This window comes from Roseateles sp. GW821-FHT09G03, from assembly GCF_059416045.1.
Genome location: NZ_JBWKOK010000001.1, coordinates 112,951 through 133,842, shown reverse-complemented (window position 1 = coordinate 133,842; position 20,892 = coordinate 112,951). Strand labels below are relative to the sequence as shown.

At 69.0% G+C, this 20,892-nt stretch carries 15 protein-coding genes; 5 read left to right on the top strand and 10 right to left on the bottom strand.

Annotated features, from left to right (window positions below):
- The first annotated feature begins 27 nt into the window (after positions 1 to 27).
- Complete coding sequence (locus AC07OZ_RS00535) at positions 28 to 1,419, top strand: L-serine ammonia-lyase (protein WP_495465238.1); 1,392 nt, start codon at positions 28 to 30, stop codon at positions 1,417 to 1,419.
- Between the two features lie 153 nt (positions 1,420 to 1,572).
- On the opposite strand, the gene AC07OZ_RS00530 is transcribed toward AC07OZ_RS00535, so the two are convergent.
- The gene (locus tag AC07OZ_RS00530) at positions 1,573 to 2,142 is read right to left on the bottom strand and encodes a Csu type fimbrial protein (protein ID WP_495465237.1); all 570 of its coding nucleotides are present in this window, start codon (positions 2,140 to 2,142) and stop codon (positions 1,573 to 1,575) included.
- A gap of 273 nt (positions 2,143 to 2,415) precedes the next feature.
- Here AC07OZ_RS00530 and AC07OZ_RS00525 point away from each other — a divergent pair, with 273 nt between their 5' ends.
- Complete coding sequence (locus AC07OZ_RS00525) at positions 2,416 to 3,861, top strand: DHA2 family efflux MFS transporter permease subunit (RefSeq protein ID WP_495465236.1); 1,446 nt, start codon at positions 2,416 to 2,418, stop codon at positions 3,859 to 3,861.
- A 50-nt stretch (positions 3,862 to 3,911) separates the two neighbouring features.
- Here the strand turns inward: AC07OZ_RS00525 and AC07OZ_RS00520 are convergent, their stop codons facing one another.
- The 9 genes from AC07OZ_RS00520 to AC07OZ_RS00480 form a co-directional block, all read right to left on the bottom strand.
- Positions 3,912 to 4,820: a S1 family peptidase gene (locus AC07OZ_RS00520; protein ID WP_495465235.1), complete on the bottom strand. Its 909-nt coding sequence runs from the start codon at positions 4,818 to 4,820 to the stop codon at positions 3,912 to 3,914.
- The gene (locus AC07OZ_RS00515) at positions 4,817 to 6,121 is read right to left on the bottom strand and encodes a PilZ domain-containing protein (protein WP_495465234.1); all 1,305 of its coding nucleotides are present in this window, start codon (positions 6,119 to 6,121) and stop codon (positions 4,817 to 4,819) included. Before AC07OZ_RS00515 ends, AC07OZ_RS00520 begins: the two co-directional genes overlap by 4 nt.
- 75 nt (positions 6,122 to 6,196) lie before the next feature.
- Positions 6,197 to 9,079, bottom strand: a complete 2,883-nt coding sequence (prsT, locus tag AC07OZ_RS00510) for an XrtA/PEP-CTERM system TPR-repeat protein PrsT (RefSeq protein ID WP_495465233.1) — start codon at positions 9,077 to 9,079, stop codon at positions 6,197 to 6,199.
- 34 nt (positions 9,080 to 9,113) lie between these two features.
- Positions 9,114 to 10,481, bottom strand: coding sequence for a PEP-CTERM-box response regulator transcription factor (gene prsR / locus AC07OZ_RS00505; RefSeq protein WP_495465232.1), 1,368 nt, complete (start codon positions 10,479 to 10,481; stop codon positions 9,114 to 9,116).
- Positions 10,478 to 12,616 carry an XrtA/PEP-CTERM system histidine kinase PrsK gene (gene prsK / locus AC07OZ_RS00500; protein ID WP_495465231.1) on the bottom strand — a complete coding sequence of 713 codons (2,139 nt, stop codon included), beginning with the start codon at positions 12,614 to 12,616 and terminating at the stop codon, positions 10,478 to 10,480. The genes prsR and prsK overlap by 4 nt, the downstream gene beginning before the upstream one ends.
- Positions 12,617 to 12,693: 77 nt before the next feature.
- Positions 12,694 to 14,070 (bottom strand): TIGR03013 family XrtA/PEP-CTERM system glycosyltransferase, encoded by a 1,377-nt coding sequence (locus tag AC07OZ_RS00495; RefSeq protein WP_495465230.1) that lies wholly within the window; start codon positions 14,068 to 14,070, stop codon positions 12,694 to 12,696.
- Positions 14,071 to 14,591: 521 nt separating this feature from the next.
- Positions 14,592 to 15,734 carry a branched-chain amino acid ABC transporter substrate-binding protein gene (locus AC07OZ_RS00490; protein WP_067273920.1) on the bottom strand — a complete coding sequence of 381 codons (1,143 nt, stop codon included), beginning with the start codon at positions 15,732 to 15,734 and terminating at the stop codon, positions 14,592 to 14,594.
- Positions 15,735 to 16,074: 340 nt separating this feature from the next.
- Positions 16,075 to 16,503: a DNA polymerase III subunit chi gene (locus tag AC07OZ_RS00485; protein ID WP_495465229.1), complete on the bottom strand. Its 429-nt coding sequence runs from the start codon at positions 16,501 to 16,503 to the stop codon at positions 16,075 to 16,077.
- A 47-nt stretch (positions 16,504 to 16,550) separates the two neighbouring features.
- Complete coding sequence (locus tag AC07OZ_RS00480) at positions 16,551 to 18,011, bottom strand: leucyl aminopeptidase (RefSeq protein WP_495465228.1); 1,461 nt, start codon at positions 18,009 to 18,011, stop codon at positions 16,551 to 16,553.
- Positions 18,012 to 18,039: 28 nt separating this feature from the next.
- Here AC07OZ_RS00480 and lptF point away from each other — a divergent pair, with 28 nt between their 5' ends.
- Genes lptF through AC07OZ_RS00465 form a run of 3 tightly spaced genes read left to right on the top strand, consistent with a single transcriptional unit; the run spans position 18,040 to position 20,877 of the window.
- Positions 18,040 to 19,239, top strand: coding sequence for an LPS export ABC transporter permease LptF (gene lptF / locus AC07OZ_RS00475; RefSeq protein ID WP_495465227.1), 1,200 nt, complete (start codon positions 18,040 to 18,042; stop codon positions 19,237 to 19,239).
- Entirely contained in the window at positions 19,236 to 20,399 is a 1,164-nt protein-coding gene (lptG, locus tag AC07OZ_RS00470; RefSeq protein WP_495465226.1) for an LPS export ABC transporter permease LptG, read from the top strand. The genes lptF and lptG overlap by 4 nt, the downstream gene beginning before the upstream one ends.
- A gap of 52 nt (positions 20,400 to 20,451) precedes the next feature.
- Positions 20,452 to 20,877: a sirohydrochlorin chelatase gene (locus AC07OZ_RS00465; protein ID WP_495465225.1), complete on the top strand. Its 426-nt coding sequence runs from the start codon at positions 20,452 to 20,454 to the stop codon at positions 20,875 to 20,877.
- The last annotated feature ends 15 nt before the right edge of the window (positions 20,878 to 20,892 follow it).

The window sequence follows — 20,892 nt, the reverse complement described above, 5'->3', positions numbered from 1 at the left end:
AAAGGGGGATCCACTTCGAGGTCCGCCATGGCAGTCTCCGTCTTCGACCTGTTCAAGATCGGCATCGGGCCCTCGAGCTCGCATACCGTCGGCCCGATGCGCGCCGCGCGCATGTTCGTGCAGCGCCTGCGGCATGAGGGCGTGCTCGACCGCACCGTGCGCGTCGCCACGGCGCTGTACGGCTCGCTCGGTGCGACCGGCAAGGGTCACGGCAGCGACAAGGCCGTGCTGCTCGGGCTGGCCGGGCACGAGCCCGACACCGTCGACATCGAATCGATTCCCGGCATCCTCGAAGGCATCCGCAACGACAAGCGCATCGCGCTGGGCGGTGATCACGTCGTGGCCTTCGACGAGGCGCGCGACCTCGTCATGTACCGCCGGCAAAGCCTGCCGCTGCACGCCAACGGCATGCGGCTGATCGCCTACGACGCCGAGGGCAACGAGATCCAGAACCGCGTGTACTACTCGGTGGGCGGCGGCTTCGTCGTCAGCGAGGAGGTGCTGGCCGACGGCAGCAAGCAGAAGCAGATCGCGCCGGACACGACCGTGCTGCCCTATCCCTTCAAGTCGGGCGCGGAGCTGCTCGAGTTGACCGAGAAGGAAGGCTGCTCGATCGCGGAGATCATGCGCCGCAACGAGCGCCACTGGCGCACCGACGAGGAGACCCGCACCGGGCTGCTCAAGATCTGGCACGTGATGCAGGAATGCGTCCAGCGCGGCTGCCGCACCGAGGGCGTCCTGCCGGGCGGCTTCAAGGTGAAGCGCCGCGCGGCCGCGCTGTATCGCGACCTGATCGCGCATCCCGAGGCCGCCTTGCGCGATCCGCTGCAGGTGATGGACTGGGTCAACCTGTACGCGCTGGCGGTCAACGAGGAGAACGCGGCCGGCGGCCGCGTCGTGACGGCACCGACCAACGGCGCGGCCGGCATCGTGCCGGCGGTGCTGCATTACTACGCGCGCTTCGTGCATTCGGCCAATGAGGACGGCATCGTCGACTTCCTGTTGACGGCCGCGGCGATCGGCATCCTCTACAAGGAGAACGCGTCGATCTCGGGCGCGGAGGTCGGCTGCCAGGGCGAGGTGGGCGTGGCCTGCTCGATGGCCGCCGCGGCGCTGTGCGCGGTGATGGGCGGCACGCCGGCGCAGACCGAGAACGCGGCCGAGATCGGCATGGAGCACCACCTGGGACTGACCTGCGATCCGGTCGGCGGCCTGGTGCAGATCCCCTGCATCGAGCGCAATGCAATCGCATCGGTGAAGGCCATCAACGCGGCGCGGATGGCGCTGCGCGGCGACGGCACGCACCACGTCAGCCTGGACAAGGTCATCAAGACCATGCGCGAGACCGGCGCCGACATGATGACCAAATACAAGGAGACCGCCCGGGGCGGTCTCGCGGTGAACATTGTCGAGTGCTGACACGCCGCCGACGTGTCAGAGGGGGAGGCCGATTCGCGTGCCCCGGCGGTACTGCTGGCCGGAATCAATCGCGAGTCTGCGGCGAAAGCTGTCAGCACTCGAGCAAACGGTCGGTCCTGATGGCACAGGATCGGGACCGGGATCGAATCAGCCTCAGTAGCTGATCGTCACGGTGACGGTGTCGGTGTAGCTGCCCGGCACGACGCTGGCCAGCGACGGGATGCGGCCGTAGACCGACAGCGACTGGGCCGAGCCCGAGCCGGTGCCGTTCTTCGCGCTGGAGGACGAGGTGCCGTCGCCCCAGACCGAGCTGCGGCCCGAGTCCAGGTACAGCTGATAGCCCAGGGTGTCGGAGCCGCTCTTCATCGTGCGGCTGCTGAAGTTGGTCGCGCCGCCCGCGTTCGCGCCGGCGTTCAGCGCCACCGTGTAGGGCGTCGTGTTGGAGCAGGTGACGGTCAGCGTGGACGTGGCGTCCAGCGGCGTGCCGGCGACCAGCGGATCGATCGCGGAACCGAAATTCAGGTTGGAACCGGACACCGTGCAGGAGCTCGTGATCGTGGCCGTCACCGGGAAGGTGTTGGTCACCGGCGTGGCGCCGCGCGCCTCCTGGACCGCGCTGAACAGCAGGCCGGCGCCGATGGCCAGGCTGCTCAGCAGCATCGCGGACTTGAAGCCGCTGTTGCGTTCGGCGCGGATCGCCTTCAGATACTTGGTCGTGCTCATGTGGTGTCCCCCTGTTGATGGAACGAATCTTCCGCCTCAGTGCGTTGGCGCGGCAGACGCGCATGCCTCATCGCGCGGTGCACGGATGTCGGCAGGCCGTGTAGGCGATCGACCGACAGCTGACAGCCCGCGGCAGCAGGAAACGCCGGGCAGGCGAACGGCACTGGCGGCCAGGCCCCGCGCGCTGCTACAAGCGCGTCCGTGTCGATTTCACGAAGGCCCGCGCGTCGTGGGGGCAGACACCCTTCCCTCCTCGACGAAACGATTCATGCCATGACATCCCACCTTGATCCGAAACGGCGCCGCTGGCTGGCGCTGGGCGTGCTGTGCCTGGGCGTGCTGATGATCGTGCTGGACACGACCATCGTGAACGTGGCGCTGCCCTCGATCCGCGCCGACCTGCATTTCACCGAGACCTCGCTGGTCTGGGTGGTCAACGCCTACATGCTGACCTTCGGCGGCTTCATGCTGCTGGGCGGGCGGCTGGGCGACCTCTACGGCCACCGGCGCATGTTCCTGGCGGGTCTGGCGCTGTTCACGGCCGCGTCGGCAGCCTGCGGGCTGGCGCACACGCAGGAGCTGCTCATCGCGGCGCGCGCCGTGCAGGGGCTGGGCGGCGCGGTGGTGTCGGCGATCTCGCTGTCGCTGATCATGAACATGTTCACCGAACCCGGCGAACGCGCGAAGGCCATGGGCGTGTACGGCTTCGTCTGCGCGGGTGGCGGCAGCATCGGCGTGCTGCTCGGCGGGCTGCTGACCAGCACGCTCAGCTGGCACTGGATCTTCCTGGTCAACCTGCCCATCGGCGCGGTCGTGATCGGACTCTGCCTGTGGCTCATCGAGCGCGGCGGACCGACCGCGCCGGACGAGTCGCTGGACTGGGCCGGCGCGGTGACGGTCACGCTGTCGCTGATGCTGGCGGTGTACGCGGTGGTCAACGGCAACGAGTCGGGCTGGACCTCGGCACGCACGCTGGGGCTGCTCGGCACCGCGGTCGCGCTGCTGGCCGCCTTCCTGGTGCTGGAGACGAAGGTCGCGCATCCGCTGATGCCGCTGTCGCTGTTCCGGCTCCGGTCGGTGGCGGTGTCCAACGTGATCGGCGTGCTGTGGGCGGCGGCGATGTTCGCGTGGTTCTTCCTGTCCGCGCTCTACATGCAGCTGGTGCTGGGCTACGACGCGATGCACGTGGGCCTGGGCTTCCTGCCGGCCAACCTGATCATGGCCGTGTTCTCGGTGGGCCTGTCGGCGAAGCTGGTCATGAAGCTGGGGCTGCGCAAGCCGCTGTGCGGCGGGCTGCTGCTGGCGGCGCTGGGGCTGGCGCTGTTCGCGCGCGCGCCAGCGGACGGCGGCTTCTGGCTGGACGTACTGCCGGGGATGCTGCTGCTGGGACTGGGCGCGGGGGTCGCGTTCAACCCGGTGCTGCTGGCGGCGATGAGCGAGGTCGCGCCCAGCGAGTCCGGCCTGGCCTCTGGCGTGGTGAACACGTCCTTCATGATGGGCGGCTCGCTCGGGTTGGCGGTGCTGGCCAGCCTGGCGGCGGCGCGCACGGCGGAGTTGGGCGCGCTGGGCGCCGCGATGCCGGCCGCGCTGGCGGGCGGCTACCGCGTGGCGTTCGCGGTCGGCGCGGTGTTCGCGGCGTCGGGCGGCCTGCTGGCGCTGTTGCTGCGCGAGCCCGCGCCGCAAGCCGGCGCGGCGGCGCCGGTGGCGCATCCGGGGTGAGTCCCTGACCTCTCGGTCAAGGCCGCGATCACTCAGTGATCACGCGCCGGTCACTTCCCCAGCAGCGGCCACACGTACTTCACCGGCACCGCGTAGGTGATGCCGCTCGGCGCGCTGAGCGCCGATTCACGGGTGCCCTTGAGCACGACCATGTTGACGATGCCCACCACCTTGCCGGTGCGGATGTCCAGCAGCGGACCGCCGCTGTTGCCCGGATAGGCCGTCGCGTCGAGCTGCAGGAACTCCATCGCGCCTTCGCGCAATTGGCGCACCGCGCGTTCGGACAGGGTGTTCGAAGTCGGCGCCGGCAGCGCCGCGCGCGTGATCGCGGCCACGGTGCCGCGGTGCGTCGCCATCGTCACGCCCAGCGCGGTACCGATCGGATAGCCCATCAGTGCGATCGCGGCGCCTTCGCGCACGACCGGTTGGTCGCCTTCCACCTCGGCCAGCGGCAGGACGTCGACGAGCGCGCCCTTGTCGTCGGCCAGTTCCAGGATCGCCAGGTCGCGCGCCGTGTCCCGGCGCAGCAGCTTCACGGCCCGCAGCTGCGGCTGACCGGACGCGTTGCCCGCGGCGGGCACCATGACCATCAGGTCCTTCTCGACCGGATTCGGGATCACATGCGCGCAGGTGACGATGCGCCTGCCGTCGGCGACCGCGAATCCCGTGCCACGGAAACCGAAACGCGGGTTGTCCGTCGCCGCGAACGTGCCCACGGCCACCACGGCCTGCCGGCTGCGGTCGATCAGGTCGGGCAGCGTGTTGGACATCTCCTGCGCCCGCGCCGGCGCGGACGCGCCGAGCAGGCCGGCCATGCCCAGGGCGCCCCCGGCGCCCAGCGCCAGCCACTCGCGGCGGCGCGTTGCGCCCGCGCGCGTGCCCGCGGTGATCGGCTCATTCGCCGCATCCCTCTCCGGATCGAGCAGGGGATCGAACTTCGGATCAAGACGACCAGTCATGCGGCCAGGTCCTTCGTCGTGGTGCCCATCTCCAGCGTGGAGACGAAGCTGCGCCAATGGCGGTCGGGTTCGTCGATGCGGAAGCCATAGAAGCTTCCCTGCTCGGTGTCCTTGCGGCGCACCGCGCGTGCGGTCACGTGCGCGGTCTCGTTGTGGCCGAGCTCGATCTCCACCGTGCCGTCCTGGTTCAGCGGCAGGTCGTGGTCGCACTCGGCCTGGAAACCGTGCGCCGAGACCTCGATCACATCCAGGTCGAAATGGCCCAGCTGGCTGTCGTTGGCCGCGCGGATGTCGAGGTGCCCCGGGCAGCGGATCGAGTAGCGCGGGTATTGCCGCAAGGAACGCCCCAGGTCCTGGCCGCCGCCGCTGAGCATCGGCAGCACCTCGCGGAACTGGGCGTCATCGCGATACACGGACCACAGCAGCGCCTTCTTGCGGTCGTCCATCGTCGGGAAGACCGGCACGACGCGGTTGAAGAAATGGTCGAGCAGCGCCGGCGTCATGACCGGGTCGTTGGTCGTGTGGAAGCGGCGCTCCGGCAAGCGGATGTTGGGCAGCCGGTGGCGGAAGAAGTAGTGGTGCAGGTTCTTCTCCGGCCGGCGGCCGCGGTAGCGGCGCTCGAACAGCGCGTCCGCCTCTTGCAGGTCCAGCGTCGCGCCGACCGCGGGCGCGCCGTTGGCGAAGTCGTACTCCGCCACCGTCTGCTCCCGGAGTCTCGTGAAGGACAGCAGCGCCTCGTAGAGCTCGATCTTGTCGGGGTTCACCGCGATCACCAGGTGCCGCGTGTCGAAGTACTCGGTGCAGTACTGGTGCATGAACTTCATCAGCGGGAACAGGATCGCGCCGCCGGTCTTGCGGAACGCCGGCGCGACCGCCAGCGCGGAGATCTCCGCGACCTTCCCGCCCTTGGCGCGCACGCCCTCGAGGTCGAAGACCGACTGCAGCGGGAAGCCGAAGACGCCCTCGCGCACCATCGAGATCGTGCCCACCACCACCCCGTCGTACTTGGCGCACAGCGTCGTGGTCGTCGGCAGCGCGTGATAGATTGTCACGCGCATGCCGCTGGGGTCGGGCTTCATGAAGCCGCTGCCGACGTAGGCGTCGTGCAGGATGCGGAAGCAGGCGTCGAGTTCCTCCTGCGTGTCCGCGACCTTCAGCTCCAGGCGCTCCGACGGGGCGGGATCGCAGTCCACCATGCGCCGGTAGACCGCGAAGCGCATCGGCTTCGGCAGCGAAGAGAACAGGCGCCGCAGCCCCTGATGGAGCCGCTTGCGCAGGCTGGATCGTCGAATCTGGCTCATGACCGTCCCCTCCCCGGGCGCGGTGGTGCCACCGTCACGCCATCCCCGCGGCGATCGACCTCTGGATCGGACGCCTCAACGGATCGCGGCCTGCAGCTTGCGCACCTCGGCTTGTTGCTCGAAATTCGGTCCCAGGTCCGCCAGGCGCTTGAGTTCCGCCTCGGCCTCGCCCTTGTTGCCGCCGGCCACGTACAGCTGCGCCAGGCGCAGCCGGTACGCAGGGATGGTCGGCGCCTGCTTCACGGCATCCTTCTGCACCTCGATGGCCTTGGCGTTCTGCCCCTTGGCGGCGAGCGCCTCGGCCAGCGTGTCCATGTACGGCGGCACATTGGGACGGAGCTTGTTCGCTTGCTGGGCAAATTTCAAGCCCTCGTCCGCCTTGCCGGCCCGCAGCCTCAGCCAGGCGACGTTGTTGGCCGCTGCCGCGTTCTCCGGATTGACCGCCAGCACCGCCTGGTAACGCTGCTCGGCCTCAGGATAACGACCGGCGTTGAGCGCCACGTCGCCAAGGTGATACGAGAACAGCTCGTCCGACTTGAACTTCGCCAGATAGGCGGTGCCCCAGCGGTCCGCCTCGTCCTTCTTGCCGGCCTCGATCAGCGCGCTGTGCAGCGCGATCGCGAGTTCGGTGTTGGGCACCGTCGCGCCGGCCTCCGTGGCGAGCTGATCCGCCTTGCGGTAGGCCGCGATCGCAGCCGGCAGATCCTTGCGCGTGCGGGCGATGTCGCCCTCGAGCTTCCAGCCCAGGCCGAATTTCGGCTGGGCCGTCTGCAGGCCCTTGGCCGTCGACTGGGCCAGATCGAGCAGCCCCAGCTGCAGGCTCTTCTCGACCACCTTGCGGGCCAGTTCCCCGTCGCCGGGCGAGATGGCCTGGGCACGCTTGAGCGCCGCGGTCGCCGCGGCCTTGTCGCCCGCCTGCGCATGGAGATCGGCCAGTCGCAACGGCCCCAGCGGCGATCGCGGCTGCAGCGTCGCCACCTTGTTGAAGCTGCTGATCGCCTGCTGCCGGTCTCCGGTCGCCGCCTGCACCTGTCCGAGCAGGTCGACGAGCGACGGGTTGTCCGGGCTGGCCGTCACGCCTTCCTGGGCCAGCGAGAGCGCCGTCTTGAAGTCCTTCTTCTCCATCAGCAGGCCGACGGCCGCCTGACGCGGCGCGGGCTCGTCCGGATGCTGCTTGGCGAGTTCGACCAGGCGCTTGGCCGCCGCGTCCTTGTCGATCAATTGATGCGTCAGTTTCAGGCCCAGGATGGCCATCTCCGCGCGCAGGTTCTTCGGGTCGGCCTTCAGCACCACCTCGTAGCGCTTGACGGCCTGCTCGGCCTTGCGATCCTGCAGATCCTGCGCCGCGAGGCTGTTGGCGGCGGTCATCGAGCCCGGGTCGCGCTTGACCGCTTCCTCGAAGCCGGCCCGCGCGCCCGCGCGGTCCCCGCGCAGCAGCGCCAGGCGGCCGCGCAGCTCGGACGGCGTCGCCGACTTGGGATCCTTCTTCTCCAGCGCCGCGATCGCCTGCGAGGCGCCCTCGCTGTCCTTCTTGCGCGCCAGGACGCTGATCAAGGCGATGTCGGCCAGCGTGCCCTTGTCCTCGGCCGCCAGCTGCCGCAGCGCCGTCAGCCCGGTCGCTTCCTGGCCCTTCTGGATCTGGTTGAGCGCCAGCCCGACGCGGCTGCGCACGTCGTTCGGATTGGCTTCGGCGGCGCGCGCCAGGAAGCGTTCCGCTTCGGCGCCCTGCCCCTGCTTGAGGCGGATCTCCGCGGCCAGCGCGAGCGCCTCGGACGAGGTGAGCTTCGCGTCGAGCGCGGGTTGCAGCGTCGTCATCGCCTGCTCGGCGTCGCCGCCGCGCAACTGCAGCTGGGCCAGCGCGACGCGGGCCGACTGGGCCTCGGGGCTGGTCTGGATGATCTTGCTGTACTGCGCCTCCGCCTGGCGGAAGTCGCCGTTGGCCTGCGCCACGCGGCCGGCCAGGAAGAGCGCGCGCTCATTGGTCGGCGCCGCCTTCAGCAGGGCCTGCGTGAGGTCGGTCGCCTCCTTGACCTGGCCCGAGTCCATCGCGAACACCGCGCCGTAGTAGTAGGTCTGCGGATGCTGCGGCGCCGCCGCCTTCATCGCGGCGACCGCGTCCTTGGCGCCGGCCTTGTCGCCGGTGCGCATCAGCTGGTTGATCAGGCCGGCATGCGCGCCGACCAGCTTCTTGTCGATCTCCAGCGCCTTGCGGAAGCTCGCGATCGATTCCGCCGAGGGGGCTTCCGCCAGCACCTGCAGCTCGCCCTTGAGCAGCCAGGCCTCGGCGGATTGCGGCGACTTCTCGAGCATGCGGTCGACCTCGGCGCGGGCCTCGGGCAGCTTGCCTTCGCTGGACAGGAGACGCACGTTGACCAGACGCACCGCCGCGTTGTCAGGGGCCGCGCGCAGCGCCGCGTCGGCGGCCCTGCGGGCCTCGGCCATCTTCTGCTTCGCGACATAGGCGCCGACCAGCGTCATCTGCAGGTCGGCCTCGTCGGCGGCGTTCTGCAGATGGGCGTTGCCGTACCGGCCGAGCAGCTCGTCAACCTTGCCCTGCATCAGCAGCAGGCGCACCTGCAGCGCGACCAGCGCGTCGCCGCCGAAGCCCTGCGTCTTGGCCTTCTCGGCCTCGATCGCCGCGCCGGCGACATCGCCGCTGTCCAGCAGCGCCTTCGCGAGCAGGAAACGCGCCTCGGCCAGCGTCTCGTCCTTCTGCAGCGCGTTCTTGAGCTGGATGATCGCCGCCTTGTTGTCCCGCTTCTCCAGGTGGCCCTTGGCGGACTTCACCAGGTCCTGCGCCGACTCGCCGAAGCAGCCCGCCAGCAGCAGCGCCGAGCCCAGCGCCAGCGCGGTGGCGCCGCGCCGCAACGCGCGGCCGGCGTCCTCCACGCCGCGGTCCGCGGACAGGGCAGCAGGCAGGGGTCCGGACATCTTGGTGTTCTCAGGCTTGCGGGACATGCGTCGTCTCTTTCGCTGTCGGGTTGATCAACACTCAGGCCTTGACGCCGAGGCGGGCCATCAGATCGTACAAAGTCGGCCGGCTGACCCCCAGCAGGTCGGCGGCCTTGGCGATGTTGCCGTCGGTGCGGGCCAGCGCGGCCACCACCGCCTGACGCTCGGCGCGCTCACGCACCGTGCGCAGATCGAGGTCGGCGGCGTCCGCCGGCGCGTCGCCGCCGGCCGGCACCGGCAGGTTGAGGTCGTCGGCCGTGATGCGGTCGCCGTCGGCCATGATGGACGCGCGCTTCATGACGTTCTGCAGTTCGCGCACGTTGCCGGGCCAGCGGTGGGCCTCGACCGCGCGGATCGCGTCGTCGGCCAGGCGCAGGATGGGGCGGCGCTGCTCCGACGAGAAGCGGCGGAGGAAGGCGTGGCTCAGCAGCACCGCGTCGCCGGCGCGGTCGCGCAGGGGCGGGATGTCGACCACGATCTCCGCCAGGCGATAGAACAGGTCTTCGCGGAACAGGTTCTGCTCGATCTTGGCCTTCAGGTCCTGGTGCGTCGCGCCGACGATGCGCACGTCGACCGGGATCTCCTGGCGGCCGCCCAGGCGCTCGATGCTGCGCTCCTGCAGGAAACGCAGCAGCTTGGCCTGCAAGGGCATCGGCAGATCGCCGATCTCGTCGAGCATCAGGGTGCCGCCGTGCGCGGTCTCGATCTTGCCGACCGTGGTCTTGGTCGCGCCGGTGAAGGCACCGCGCTCGTAGCCGAACAGCTCGCTCTCGAGCAGCGCCTCGGGGATGGCCGCGCAGTTGATCGCGACGAAACGGCCCTTGCGCTTGGACGCGTCGTGCAGAGACTGCGCCAGCACTTCCTTGCCGGTGCCGCTCTCGCCCAGCAGCAGCACGGTGGCGTCGCTGCCCGACACGCGCTCGACGGTGCGGCAGATGCGCTGCATCTGCGCGTCGCGCGTGATCAGCTTGCCGGTGGGTTCGCCGTCCTGCTGGGTGAGCAGCCGCTGGTTCTCCTGCTGCAGCTCGTGCAGGCGCATCGCGCGCTCGACGGTCAGCACCAGCACGTCCGGGTCCACCGGCTTGGCCAGGAAATCGTAGGCGCCCATGCGGATCGCGCGCAGCGCGTTGGCCTGGTCGTTCTGGCCGGTCAGCACGATGACCTTGGTGCCGGGCTCGAGCTCGATCAGCTTCTCGAGCAGCTTGAAGCCCTCGGAGGTCGAGTCCTGATCGGGCGGCAGGCCGAGGTCCATCGTGACGACCGGCGGCTTGTGACGGCGGAACTGCAGCACGGCACTGGCGACGTCGTCGGCGGTGACGGACTCGAAGCGGTCCATCGACCACTTGAGCTGCTTCTGCAGCGAAAGATCGTCCTCGACGATCAGCAGCGAAGGCGGTTGTGCACTCATCGCGCCTCCACCAGGCCCGCGTCGCTGCCCGACTGGGCAAAGAACAGCGGCAGCAGGATGGTGACCTTGGTGCCTCTTCCGGGCTCGCTTTCCACGATGATCTTTCCTCCGAGTTCCTGCAGGTACTGGTAGCTCTCGTAGGCGCCGATGCCCATGCCCGCCGCCTTGGTCGTCTGGAACGGCTTGAACAGCCGTTGATCGATGAACTCCTGCGACATGCCGCAGCCAGTATCTTCCACTTCCACCTGCGCGTGGCTGCCCACGCGCTGCAATCGCAGCGTCACGCGGCCGTCGATCGGCGTCGCGTCCAGCGCGTTCTGCACGACGTGACCGAGCACGCGCTCGATGCGTTCCTCATGACCGCGCGCGCTGACCTCGTCGCGCAGTTCCAGTTCCAGCGCGCGGCCCTTGCTCACGGCCGCCGCGGCCAGCCGCCGCGCGATCGCCGTCAGCGCGACGCCGCCGGCGCTGCCGTGATGCGGCTTGTCGCCCTCGCGCAATTGCAGCATCAGCTGCCGCATCTTCTCCAGCGAGTTTTCCACCGTGTCCAGCATGTCCTGCTGGAACTCCGGGTTGTCCCGCAACCGCTTGGCGTTCTTCATCATCAGCGACAGCTGCGTGACGATGTTCTTGAGGTCGTGCACGACGAAGGCCGACATGCGGTTGAAGGCCTCGAACTTGCGCGCCTCCAGCAGCGCTTCCGCCGCCTGCATCTGCGCGAGATAGCTGGCCGCCTGCTGGGCGGCGGTGCGCAGCAGGTCGCGCACTTCCCAGTTCAGCTCCAGCCGCGTGCGCGGCTGGCCCAGGATCACCCAGCCGGTCAGCACGCCCGCATTGAGCAGCGGGATCAGCAGCCAATGGCGCGCATCGCCGGCGATCGCCTCTGGCAGCGGTGCATGTTCATAGGCACCCGGATCGCGGCGCCATTCGTCGAGGTCGACGATCCACGCGCGCTCCTGCAGCAGCCGCAGCAGCGGCTCGTCGGCGGTCAGCGGCTGGCGGTCGTCGTTGAGGTTCCAGCGCGCGGCCTGCTGGTACTCCGCGGCGGCGGCCATCGCAGGCGCCCGGCGCAACCACAGCGCGCCGGCGGGGCTTTCCACCAGGTGGGCCAGCCCACGGATCACCGATTCGCCCAGCTCCGCCGGCGACGCGCTGGCCGACAGCATCGCGGTGAAGCGCAGCCACTCCTGCCGGTAGTCGTAGCGGTAGCTGAAGAAATGCTTGCTGATGTAGACACGCAGCTTCGCGCGCAGCGACCCCGACAGCCCCATCGTCAGCAGCGCCAGCACGCCCACCATGAGCAGCACCTGCTGCAGCGCGCGCCCCCATTCGCCACCGGTGTAGCGCACGTAGTAGCCGATGCCGGACACGCCGAGCAGGTACACGCCGACGATCAGCAGCGTCGCGGAGTGGAAGGCCGCGGTGCGCGAGACATGCAGCTTGTCCAGCCACTTCTTGTGCCGGCGGCTGGCGAGCCACAGCAGCGGCACGGCCAGGCTGTGCACGGCGGCGCGCACGCTGAGGGCATCGCCGTCGAACTGCGCGAACAGCGAGGCCTGCGAGAACACGAACACGTCGAACGCGAAGACCGCGCCCAGGCCCAGGCTGACCGGCTTGGCATTCCAGCGCGCATCGCTGTCGATGTTGCGCAGCATCTGCTCGATGAGCACCAGTCCGAACACGCCCAGGCCCAGCCAGGCCATGGTCATCGGACGCTGCATCGCGACCAGCGGCGTGTCGCCCCAGTAGCGCCACAGCGGCAGCGCCACGGCCGCGGCCACGCCGCCCCATGCCAGCCATTGCAGCGGTCGCGCGACGCCGGCGCTGCGCGCCCGGCCGTCGTCGTCGCGCGATTCGATCAGCGCCAGGATGAAGGAGAACCACGCGCCGTAGCGCAGCGCGTCGCAGATGGGGAGGAGCACCAGCGCGGGCCATTGGTGGCCGCCGAGCCAGCCCTGCTCGACCGCGGCGTCAAGGCCGGCCCACAGGGCCGTCAGCAGCAGCGCGGCCTGCAGCCGCAGCGCGCGGCGACGATGCTGACCGAACTGGGGCAGCACCACGACCGCCAGGGCCAGATGCGCGAATACCGCGACCATCCCCGACGCGGCGCCGAGGCTCAAGGTGTTGGCCCACATGGATCAGGGTCCCGGCGCGTGGGCCGCGATCGGGAACGGGAACGGGACGCCGGGAGCGGAACGCTCCGACGTCGCGCTCAGCGCGCCCCCCGGCCCGTCAGGACCACGGCCACCGTCTCGAGCATGATCAGCAGGTCGAGGAACAGCGTGTGGTTCTTGACGTAGTACAGGTCGTACTGGAGCTTCTCCAGGGAGTCCTCGATGGTCGAGCCGTATTCATAGCGGACCTGGGCCCAGCCGGTCACGCCCGGCTTCACGCTGTGGCGCACCGCGTAGTACGGGATCTGCGCGACGAGCTCGTCGACGAAGAACGGACGCTCGGGACGCGGACCCACCATGCTCATCTCGCCGCGCAGCACGTTGATCAGCTGCGGCAGCTCGTCGATGCGGACCTTGCGGATGATGTTGCCGACGCGCGTGACGCGGGCGTCGTTCTTGGTCGCCCACTGGGGGCGGCCGTCCTTCTCGGCGTCGTTGCGCATGCTGCGGAACTTGATCACCTTGAAGGTCGCGCCGTTCAGGCCCACGCGCTCCTGCGTGTAGAAGATCCCGCCGGGCGATTCCAGCTTGATGAGCAGCGCGGTGACGGCCATGATCGGCGCGGTCGCGACCAGCAGCACCAGCGAGGAGACGAGGTCGAAGGCGCGCTTGACGGCGCTGCGCAGCACGCCCTGGTTGAAGCCGTCGCCGAAGATCAGCCAGCCGGCATGGACGTGGCTGATCTTGATCTGCGCCAGCGTCTTCTCGAAGTAGGTGGCCAGGTCCACGACACGGATGCCGTAGAGCTTGCAGTCCAGCAGCTGGCGCAGCGGCATGCTGCCCCCACGGCGCTCGGACAGCGCCACGACGATCTCGTCCACGCCCAGTCGCATGGCCGCGTCGGTGAGGCTTTCGGCCGCCAGCAGTTCGTGCGCGGGCACCTGCGGGTCGACCTCGTTCGGGCCGGGCAGGAAGCCGACGATCTGCGCGTGCGGGTCGGCGGCGCGCAGGCTCTCGCTCACGGCCAGCGCGGCGTGGCCGCTGCCGAAGATCAGGATCTTGGTCCGGCCGGCGCCCTGCGCGCCGGAATGCGCGGCGTACACGCGGTGCACCATGACCAGCGCGACGGCCAGCATGGCGGTCGTGGTCAGCAGGTCGCGGTGGGACACGGTGGCGGGAATCAGGCTGAACAGGCCGTAGGCCAGCGGCAGGCCGATCAGCAGCGCGAAGAGCGCGCGGGCGCAGGACTGCGTCAGCGATCGCTTGTGGGATTGCGAGTAGAGGCCGGACGCGGAGTTGATGACGAACATGCCGCCGGCGAGCGAGAGACCGTAGGACGCGGCGAAGCTCACCATGTGCTCGCTGCTGCCTTGGCTCAATGCGACCGCAAACACCGCCGCCACGATCAGGCCCAGGTCGAAGAGCACCTGGACCAGGGTACGACGATGGAGGTAATGGTTAAAAATTCGAATCATGCCCGTCCCCAAAGCTGGTCACGGCACCCTCTTGGGATGCTGTCGCCGACCCGGGTGAACCTCTCAGGACTGCTCATCGCGGACAAGCCCTCCGCCAGAGGAGGCCCCATTCGCTGCGGGGGGCATCATGCCTCCCACCCCCAGGCTTGAAAGCCCCCTGTTTGCAGGGGCGTTCGCCTTGCAATCCGGCTCGGTTGAACCCGTCTCGCCGTCCGCCTCCGGATCTCCGAATCGACCCATCGGCGCGCTGACGGGGGCCATTGTCTGTAGGCCCTGTGAGGTGCGAACCCCCTGACTGAATGCTTTGAGGGGCTCTCGTGCGGGAATGCACGTGAGTGAGGGGGTGACCCCTCGATCAGGGGACAGGACGGTGTCGCGCCGTCGTCGTCCTGTCAGAGAGAAAACGTGAAGGATGGACGAGGCCGCCGAGGACGAAAAAAAACGCCCACCGAAGTGGGCGTTCTTGCGATTTCCATGACTTCCGAAGCCCCTCCAGGGAGGGACCCGGCGCGTCGATGAAATCAGCGCACGACGGCGAGCTGCTCGCGGTTGCCACCCTTGTAGGTGTACAGGGTCAGCGCGCCGTTCTTGATGTCGCCCTTGGCGTCGAACGCGATCGTGCCGGTCACGCCCTTGTAGTCGGCCGTCTTGGCCAGCACCGGCAGGTAGACCTTCGGATCGGCGGACTTGGCCTTGACCATGGCGTCGACCATCACGTTCACGGCGTCATAGACGTACGGGGCGTAGATCTGCACCTCGACCTTGTACTTGTCCTTGAACTTGGCCTTGAAGGCGTCCAGCGACTTCTTCGACTCGCCTTCCACGCCGCCCGCTTCCGCGCAGACGACCTGGCTGTCCGAGATCGTGCCGGCCGACAGCTTGGGCAGTTCGGCCGTGCAGATGCCGTCGCCGCCCATGAACTTGGCTTCGATGCCCAGCTGCTTCATCTGGCGCAGCATCGGGCCGGCCACGGCGTCCATGCCGCCGAAGAAGACGACGTCGGGCTTCTTGCCCTTCAGGGAGGTCAGGATGGCGGTGAAGTCCGTGGCCTTGTCGTTGGTGAATTCACGACCGACCACCTTGCCGCCGGCGGCCTTGACGCCCTTCTCGAACTCGTCGGCGACGCCCTGGCCGTAGGCCGTGCGGTCGTCGATGACGGCGATGGACTTGCCCTTCAGCGAGGTCACCGCGTACTTGCCCAGCGTGCCGCCCAGGTGCACGTCGTCAGCCACGACGCGGAATGCCGTCTTGTAGCCGTTGCGGGTGTACTTGGGGTTGGTCGCCGACGGCGAGATCTGCGGGATGCCGGCGTCGCTGTAGATCTTGGACGCGGGGATCGTCGTGCCGGAGTTCAGGTGGCCGATGACGCCGTTGACCTTGGAGTCGACCAGCTTCTGGGCGGCGGCGGTGCCCTGCTTCGGATCGCCGGCGTCGTCTTCGGCCAGCAGTTCGAACTTCACCTTCTTGCCGCCGATCGTCACGCCCTTGGCGTTCAGCTCGTCGATGGCCATCTTGGCGCCCAGTTCGTTGTCCTTGCCCAGGTGCGCGATGGCGCCGCTGGTGGGACCCACGTGGCCGATCTTGACCACCGCATCCTGCGCCAGGGCGGCGCCGCTTGCGGCAATGGCGATTGCGCCCACGATCACATTCAGCTTGGATTGCATCTAGGAACCTCCGACTCGGGATATGTGGAATGACGTTGAGTTCTCAACGCGAGCGACCATACCCCGAAAGACGGAAGCGTTTCCATAGTGAAAATGCTGTGAACGTGGTCACGGCGGCAGCGTTGTCGCGCCCCTGTCACCGGGGCAAACCCGGATGGTTTTCGCAGGAGTGCGACAGCGCGCACACAGGTCGCACGTGGAGTGCGGATTTCCGCCCAATCGATCGCGTATCAGGGGGATCAGCGCCCTGTCCACGGGCTCCGCGGCACCACGACGGCGCAGCCCGGCACCGACCCGGCGCGGGCTTCGCCTGACGACGAAATAGCAGGAATCGGTCGGCTCAAGCCGACATCACGTGGTGATTCAACGTCAGCCCGAGCGCCTTGTAGGCCTTGAATCGACCGCGTCCCGCGGCGACCTGCTCGGCGTCGGTGGAGACCAGCTCCAGCACGCGTTCGAAACGCTCGAGGCCGGGCGGCACGCCGGGCTCGAAATTGAGCAAGACCTGGCACCCCGCCAGCGCATCCAGTTGGTCCGACAGGAGGATCGGCGTGCGATCGCGCAGCGGCGCCGGGGTGCCGGCGCGCAGCAGCAGGTGGGGGAGGAATTCGCCGGGCTCGAAGGTCCAGAGCGTCTGGTCCAGCCGCTCCAGCAATCTCATCGGACCCCAGATGCCGACGGTCAGCCCCGCGGCCTGCGTCTTGCGCAGCAGGCGGCAGGCGTAGACCTGCCGGTCGGGCACGCCGGTATAGAAGTTGACTTCCGTCACCGGACGAACCCTTCCCGCTTCAGCTTCCGGAAGAACGCCGACGGCGCTCAGCGGACCTGCGACAGCACGAAGTGCGTCAGCAGACCGACCGGACGGCCGGTGGCACCCTTGGCGCCGCCGCCCTTCCAGGCGGTACCGGCGATGTCCAGGTGACCCCAGCGGTACTTGGAGGCGAAGCGCTGCAGGAACTTCGCGGCGGTGATGGAACCGCCCTCGCGACCGGCGACGTTGGCCACGTCGGCGAAGTTGGTCTTCAGGCCGTCGGCATAGTCGTCGTCCAGCGGCAGGCGCCAGCACGGGTCCAGCGCCGTCTCGCCGGCGGCGCTCAGCGCGGCGGCCAATTCGTCGTCGCTCGCGTACATGCCGGAGCGCACGCCGCCCAGCGCGATCACGCAGGCGCCGGTCAGCGTCGCGACGTCGACGACGGCCGCGGGCTTGAAGCGCTCGGCGTAGGTCAGCGCGTCGCACAGGATCAGGCGGCCTTCGGCGTCGGTGTTCAGGATCTCGATCGTCTGGCCCGACATCGAGGTCACCACGTCGCCCGGCTTGACCGCGCGGCCGCTGGGCATGTTCTCGCAGGCGGCGATCAGCACGACCAGGTTGATCTTGGGCTTGAGCTCGACCACGGCGCGCAGCGTGCCCAGCACGGAGGCGGCGCCGCCCATGTCGAACTTCATCTCGTCCATGCCGGCGCCGGGCTTCAGCGAGATGCCGCCCGAGTCGAAGGTGATGCCCTTGCCCACCAGCACGACGGGCGCCTGCGTCTTGGCGGCGCCTTCGTACTTGGCCACGATGAAACGCGGCGGCACGTCGGAGCCCTTGGCCACCGACAGGAAGGACCCCATGCCCAGCTTCTCGATGCCCTTCTGGTCCAGGACCTCGACCTTGATGCCGTGGCTCTTGGCCAGCGCCTTGGTCTGGTCGGCCAGGTAGGCCGGCGTGGCGACGTTGGGCGGCAGGTTGGCGCATTCGCGCGCGACGGCGATGCCGGCGCCGATGGCCTGGCCGCGGGTCAGGCCGGCCTTGACCGCCTTCACGTCATCCTTGCCGTGCAGCAGGGCGATCTTCGTCAGCTTCGACGCGGCGGGCGCGCTCGGCTTGGTCTCGCGGTAGACGTAGGTGGCTTCCAGCGCGGCGAGCACGGTCTGCTCGACCAGGGACTCGGTCAGTTCGGCGCCGAAACCGGCGTAGGCCACCGACGCGCCGGTCGCGCCCTTGCCCTTGAGCTGGCCCAGCGCGGCGCCCAGCGCGGCGCGGGCGGCCTTCAGCGTGGCGCCGCTGGCTGCGACGATCAGTCTGGGGGCCTTCAGGCCGGCGGGACGGACCAGGGACAAGACCTGACCCGCCTTCAGCTCGAAGTCGCCGAGCTTGACGGCATCCTTGACCAGCGCGGTGACGGTCTTGTCGAGCGACGCCGGCAGGCTGTCGCCCGCGACGACCAGCACGAGAGCGTCGGCGCCGTGCGACGACAGGGCGTCGAGGGAAACGAGCTGAGAGCGGAAGTCCATAATGCCCAGAAGTAGATAAAGTGCCCGGATGTTATTCGATTCAACCGTACGCAAGGAACTGGCCCGCAGTTTCGGATTGGCCTTCGTGGTCATCCTGACCATCGTCGTGACGATGCTGCTGGTGCGCTCGCTCGGCATGGCGGCCAAGGGGACGGTGGCCCCGCAGCACGTGCTGCTGTCGCTGGGTTATCTGGCCCTCGCACAGTTGCCGGTGATGCTGAGCCTGTCGCTGTTCGTCGCCGTCGTCATGTCGCTGGGGCGCATGTACAAGGAATCGGAGATGACCATCTGGTTCGCCAGCGGCCTGGGCCTGACGCGCTTCGTGCGGCCGGTGCTGACGATGGCCTCGCCGGTGCTGGTGGTCGTGGCGGTGCTGATGACCGTCGTCTGGCCCTGGAGCAATGACAACAGCGCCCAGCTGCGCGCGCAGTTCGAGCAACGCAGCGACCTGTCGCGTGTCGCGCCGGGCCAGTTCCAGACCTCCAACGACGGCTCGCGCGTGTTCTTCATCGAGCGCGACCCCACCGACGAGGCCGCGGCGCGCAACGTCTTCATCATGAACAACACCGAGCACCTGGAGTCGGTCACGACCTCGGCGCGCGGCGCGCTGCAGTACAAGGACAACCAGCGCGTGCTGGTGCTGGACCACGGCCAGCGCAACGACGTCGACCAGCGCAACGGCGACAAGTCGGTGGCGCGATTCCAGCAGTACCAGGTCGTCGTCGACGAGGAGGTGATGCGCGTCGGCGGCGCGCGCCCGCCCAAGTCGCGTCCCACGCTGGACCTGCTGGTCGAGCGCACGCCGCAGAACGACGGTGAACTGGCCTGGCGCTTCGGGATGATCCTGGGCTGCGTCAACCTGGTGCTGCTGGGGATCGGCATCTCGGCGACGAATCCGCGTCGCGCCAGCAACTGGAACCTGCTCTTCGCGCTGCTGGCGTTCATCGTCTACTTCAACCTGATCAACCTGACCCAGACCTGGGTGGTGGCCGGCAAGATGAAGCTGGGCCCGGCGCTGCTGGCCCTGCACGGCGGCGCCTTCCTGGTGACGCTGCTGCTGCTGCTCTGGCGCGAACAGGGCGCCCGCCTGGGCGCTCCGCGCAGCGGCGTGATCCCGGCCCCGCCCGAGAAGCCGGGTTATGACGAGACCGTCTTCGCCGCGCCGCCGGCCGGCATGGTGATCGCGCCGGCGTCGATGTCCAACTCCACGCCGGGAGTCCCCACATGAGAACCGTCCGGCGGCTGCTGTACCGCGACATCCTGAGCTCCTTCACCCTGGTCATGGCCGGGTTCCTGGCGCTGTTCTTCTTCCTGGACTTCATCGACGACCTGGACCGCTTCCAGCGCCTGGGCCTGGGCATCGGCCTCGCGGTCTGGTCCAGCGTGCTGAAGCTGCCGGGCCGCTTCTACGAGCTGATGCCCATCGCGGTGCTGATCGGCACGATCTTCAGCATGGCGCGGCTGGCGCAGTCCAGCGAGTTCACCATCCTGCGCACCGGCGGCCTCGGTCCGCAGCGCGCGCTGGGCCTGCTGAGCGTGATGGCGCTGGCCTTCGCCGTGCTGGCCTTCGTCGTGGGCGACTTCGTCAACCCCTGGGCGGACCGCCAGGCGCAGCTGCTCAAGTCCAGCGCCAGCGGCGGCGTCACCAATGCCCAGGGCGCGTGGATGAAGGACCGCATCGGCGACTACAGCTACGCCGTGCACGTCGGGCGGGCCCGCGCCAACGGCCAGATGGAGGACGTGCTGGTCTTCGAGTTCGACAGCAAGGGCGCGATGGCCACCCGGCTGACCGCGAAGGACGCGACCGTCGACCCGACCGGCCGCTGGCTGATGAACGACGTGCGGCTGATGCAGTGGACGCGCACGCCGACGCCGCTGAACCAGCCCGCCCTGTCCACGCCCGAGCACGCGGACCCGGCGGCGCCGCAGGACAAGCTCGCCGAGAACCCGGCGGTGCGCGAGATCCTGCTGCCGAAGTACGAATGGCAGAGCCAGCTGCCTTCGGGCGTGGTGGCCGCGGCCGTCCAGCCGACCTGGAACATGTCCACGCTGGAGCTCTACCGCTACACGCGCCACCTGTCCTCGCAGGAGCAGTCGTCGGCGCAGCCGGAGATCCAGTTCTGGCGCAAGGCCTTCTATCCGTTCGCCTGCATGGTGATGGTGGCGCTGGCGCTGCCGTTCGCCTACCTGCACTTCCGCTCGGGCGGGATCAGCGTGAAGGTCTTCGGCGGCATCATGCTGGGCATCAGCTTCGTGGTGCTGAACGCGATCACCGGCCACCTCGGCCTGCTGCGCGACTGGACCCCGTGGCTCGTGGCGTCGGCGCCTAGCCTGCTGTACCTGGGCATCTCGATGGGCGCCTTCTACTGGCTGGTGCGCTATCGATGAGGGGTGGGATCGCCGCCTGCCCGCGCTCCAGGAAGTTCAGGGAGGTCTGCTGATGGACGGTCTGCTGCTCTTCGCCCACGGGGCCCGCGATCCGGCCTGGGCCGGCCCGTTCCAGGCCATCGCCGCGGAACTGCAGACGCGGCGTCCGGACCTGCCGATCGCCCTCGCCTACCTGGAGCTGATGGCGCCGGACCTGGCCACCGCCGCCGGCGCGCTGGCCGCGGTCGGCTGCACGCGCATCCAGATCGTGCCGATGTTCCTCGGCGCCAGCGGCCATGTGCGCCGCGACGTGCCGCCGCTGGTGGAGTCGCTGCGCGCGGCGCATCCAGGCCGGCAGTTCGTGCTGCATGACGCCATCGGTGAGCAGCCCTCGGTGATCCGCGCGATGGCGGGCGCGACGCTGGACCTGATCTCCTCCGTCACGCTCCCCGCCGATCCCCTCGACCCCGCCAGGCCGACCGTGCTTCCCGAGACCTGACTCCACGACGATCCT

Excerpts from the sequence above, each read along its gene's own strand:
- AC07OZ_RS00535 (WP_495465238.1), top strand. The coding sequence starts at position 28 with ATGGCAGTCTCCGTCTTCGACCTGTTCAAGATCGGCATCGGGCCCTCG.
- AC07OZ_RS00530 (WP_495465237.1), bottom strand. The coding sequence starts at position 2,142 with ATGAGCACGACCAAGTATCTGAAGGCGATCCGCGCCGAACGCAACAGC.
- AC07OZ_RS00525 (WP_495465236.1), top strand. The coding sequence starts at position 2,416 with ATGACATCCCACCTTGATCCGAAACGGCGCCGCTGGCTGGCGCTGGGC.
- AC07OZ_RS00520 (WP_495465235.1), bottom strand. The coding sequence starts at position 4,820 with ATGACTGGTCGTCTTGATCCGAAGTTCGATCCCCTGCTCGATCCGGAG.
- AC07OZ_RS00515 (WP_495465234.1), bottom strand. The coding sequence starts at position 6,121 with ATGAGCCAGATTCGACGATCCAGCCTGCGCAAGCGGCTCCATCAGGGG.
- prsT (WP_495465233.1), bottom strand. The coding sequence starts at position 9,079 with ATGTCCCGCAAGCCTGAGAACACCAAGATGTCCGGACCCCTGCCTGCT.
- prsR (WP_495465232.1), bottom strand. The coding sequence starts at position 10,481 with ATGAGTGCACAACCGCCTTCGCTGCTGATCGTCGAGGACGATCTTTCG.
- prsK (WP_495465231.1), bottom strand. The coding sequence starts at position 12,616 with ATGTGGGCCAACACCTTGAGCCTCGGCGCCGCGTCGGGGATGGTCGCG.
- AC07OZ_RS00495 (WP_495465230.1), bottom strand. The coding sequence starts at position 14,070 with ATGATTCGAATTTTTAACCATTACCTCCATCGTCGTACCCTGGTCCAG.
- AC07OZ_RS00490 (WP_067273920.1), bottom strand. The coding sequence starts at position 15,734 with ATGCAATCCAAGCTGAATGTGATCGTGGGCGCAATCGCCATTGCCGCA.
- AC07OZ_RS00480 (WP_495465228.1), bottom strand. The coding sequence starts at position 18,011 with ATGGACTTCCGCTCTCAGCTCGTTTCCCTCGACGCCCTGTCGTCGCAC.
- lptF (WP_495465227.1), top strand. The coding sequence starts at position 18,040 with ATGTTATTCGATTCAACCGTACGCAAGGAACTGGCCCGCAGTTTCGGA.
- lptG (WP_495465226.1), top strand. The coding sequence starts at position 19,236 with ATGAGAACCGTCCGGCGGCTGCTGTACCGCGACATCCTGAGCTCCTTC.
- AC07OZ_RS00465 (WP_495465225.1), top strand. The coding sequence starts at position 20,452 with ATGGACGGTCTGCTGCTCTTCGCCCACGGGGCCCGCGATCCGGCCTGG.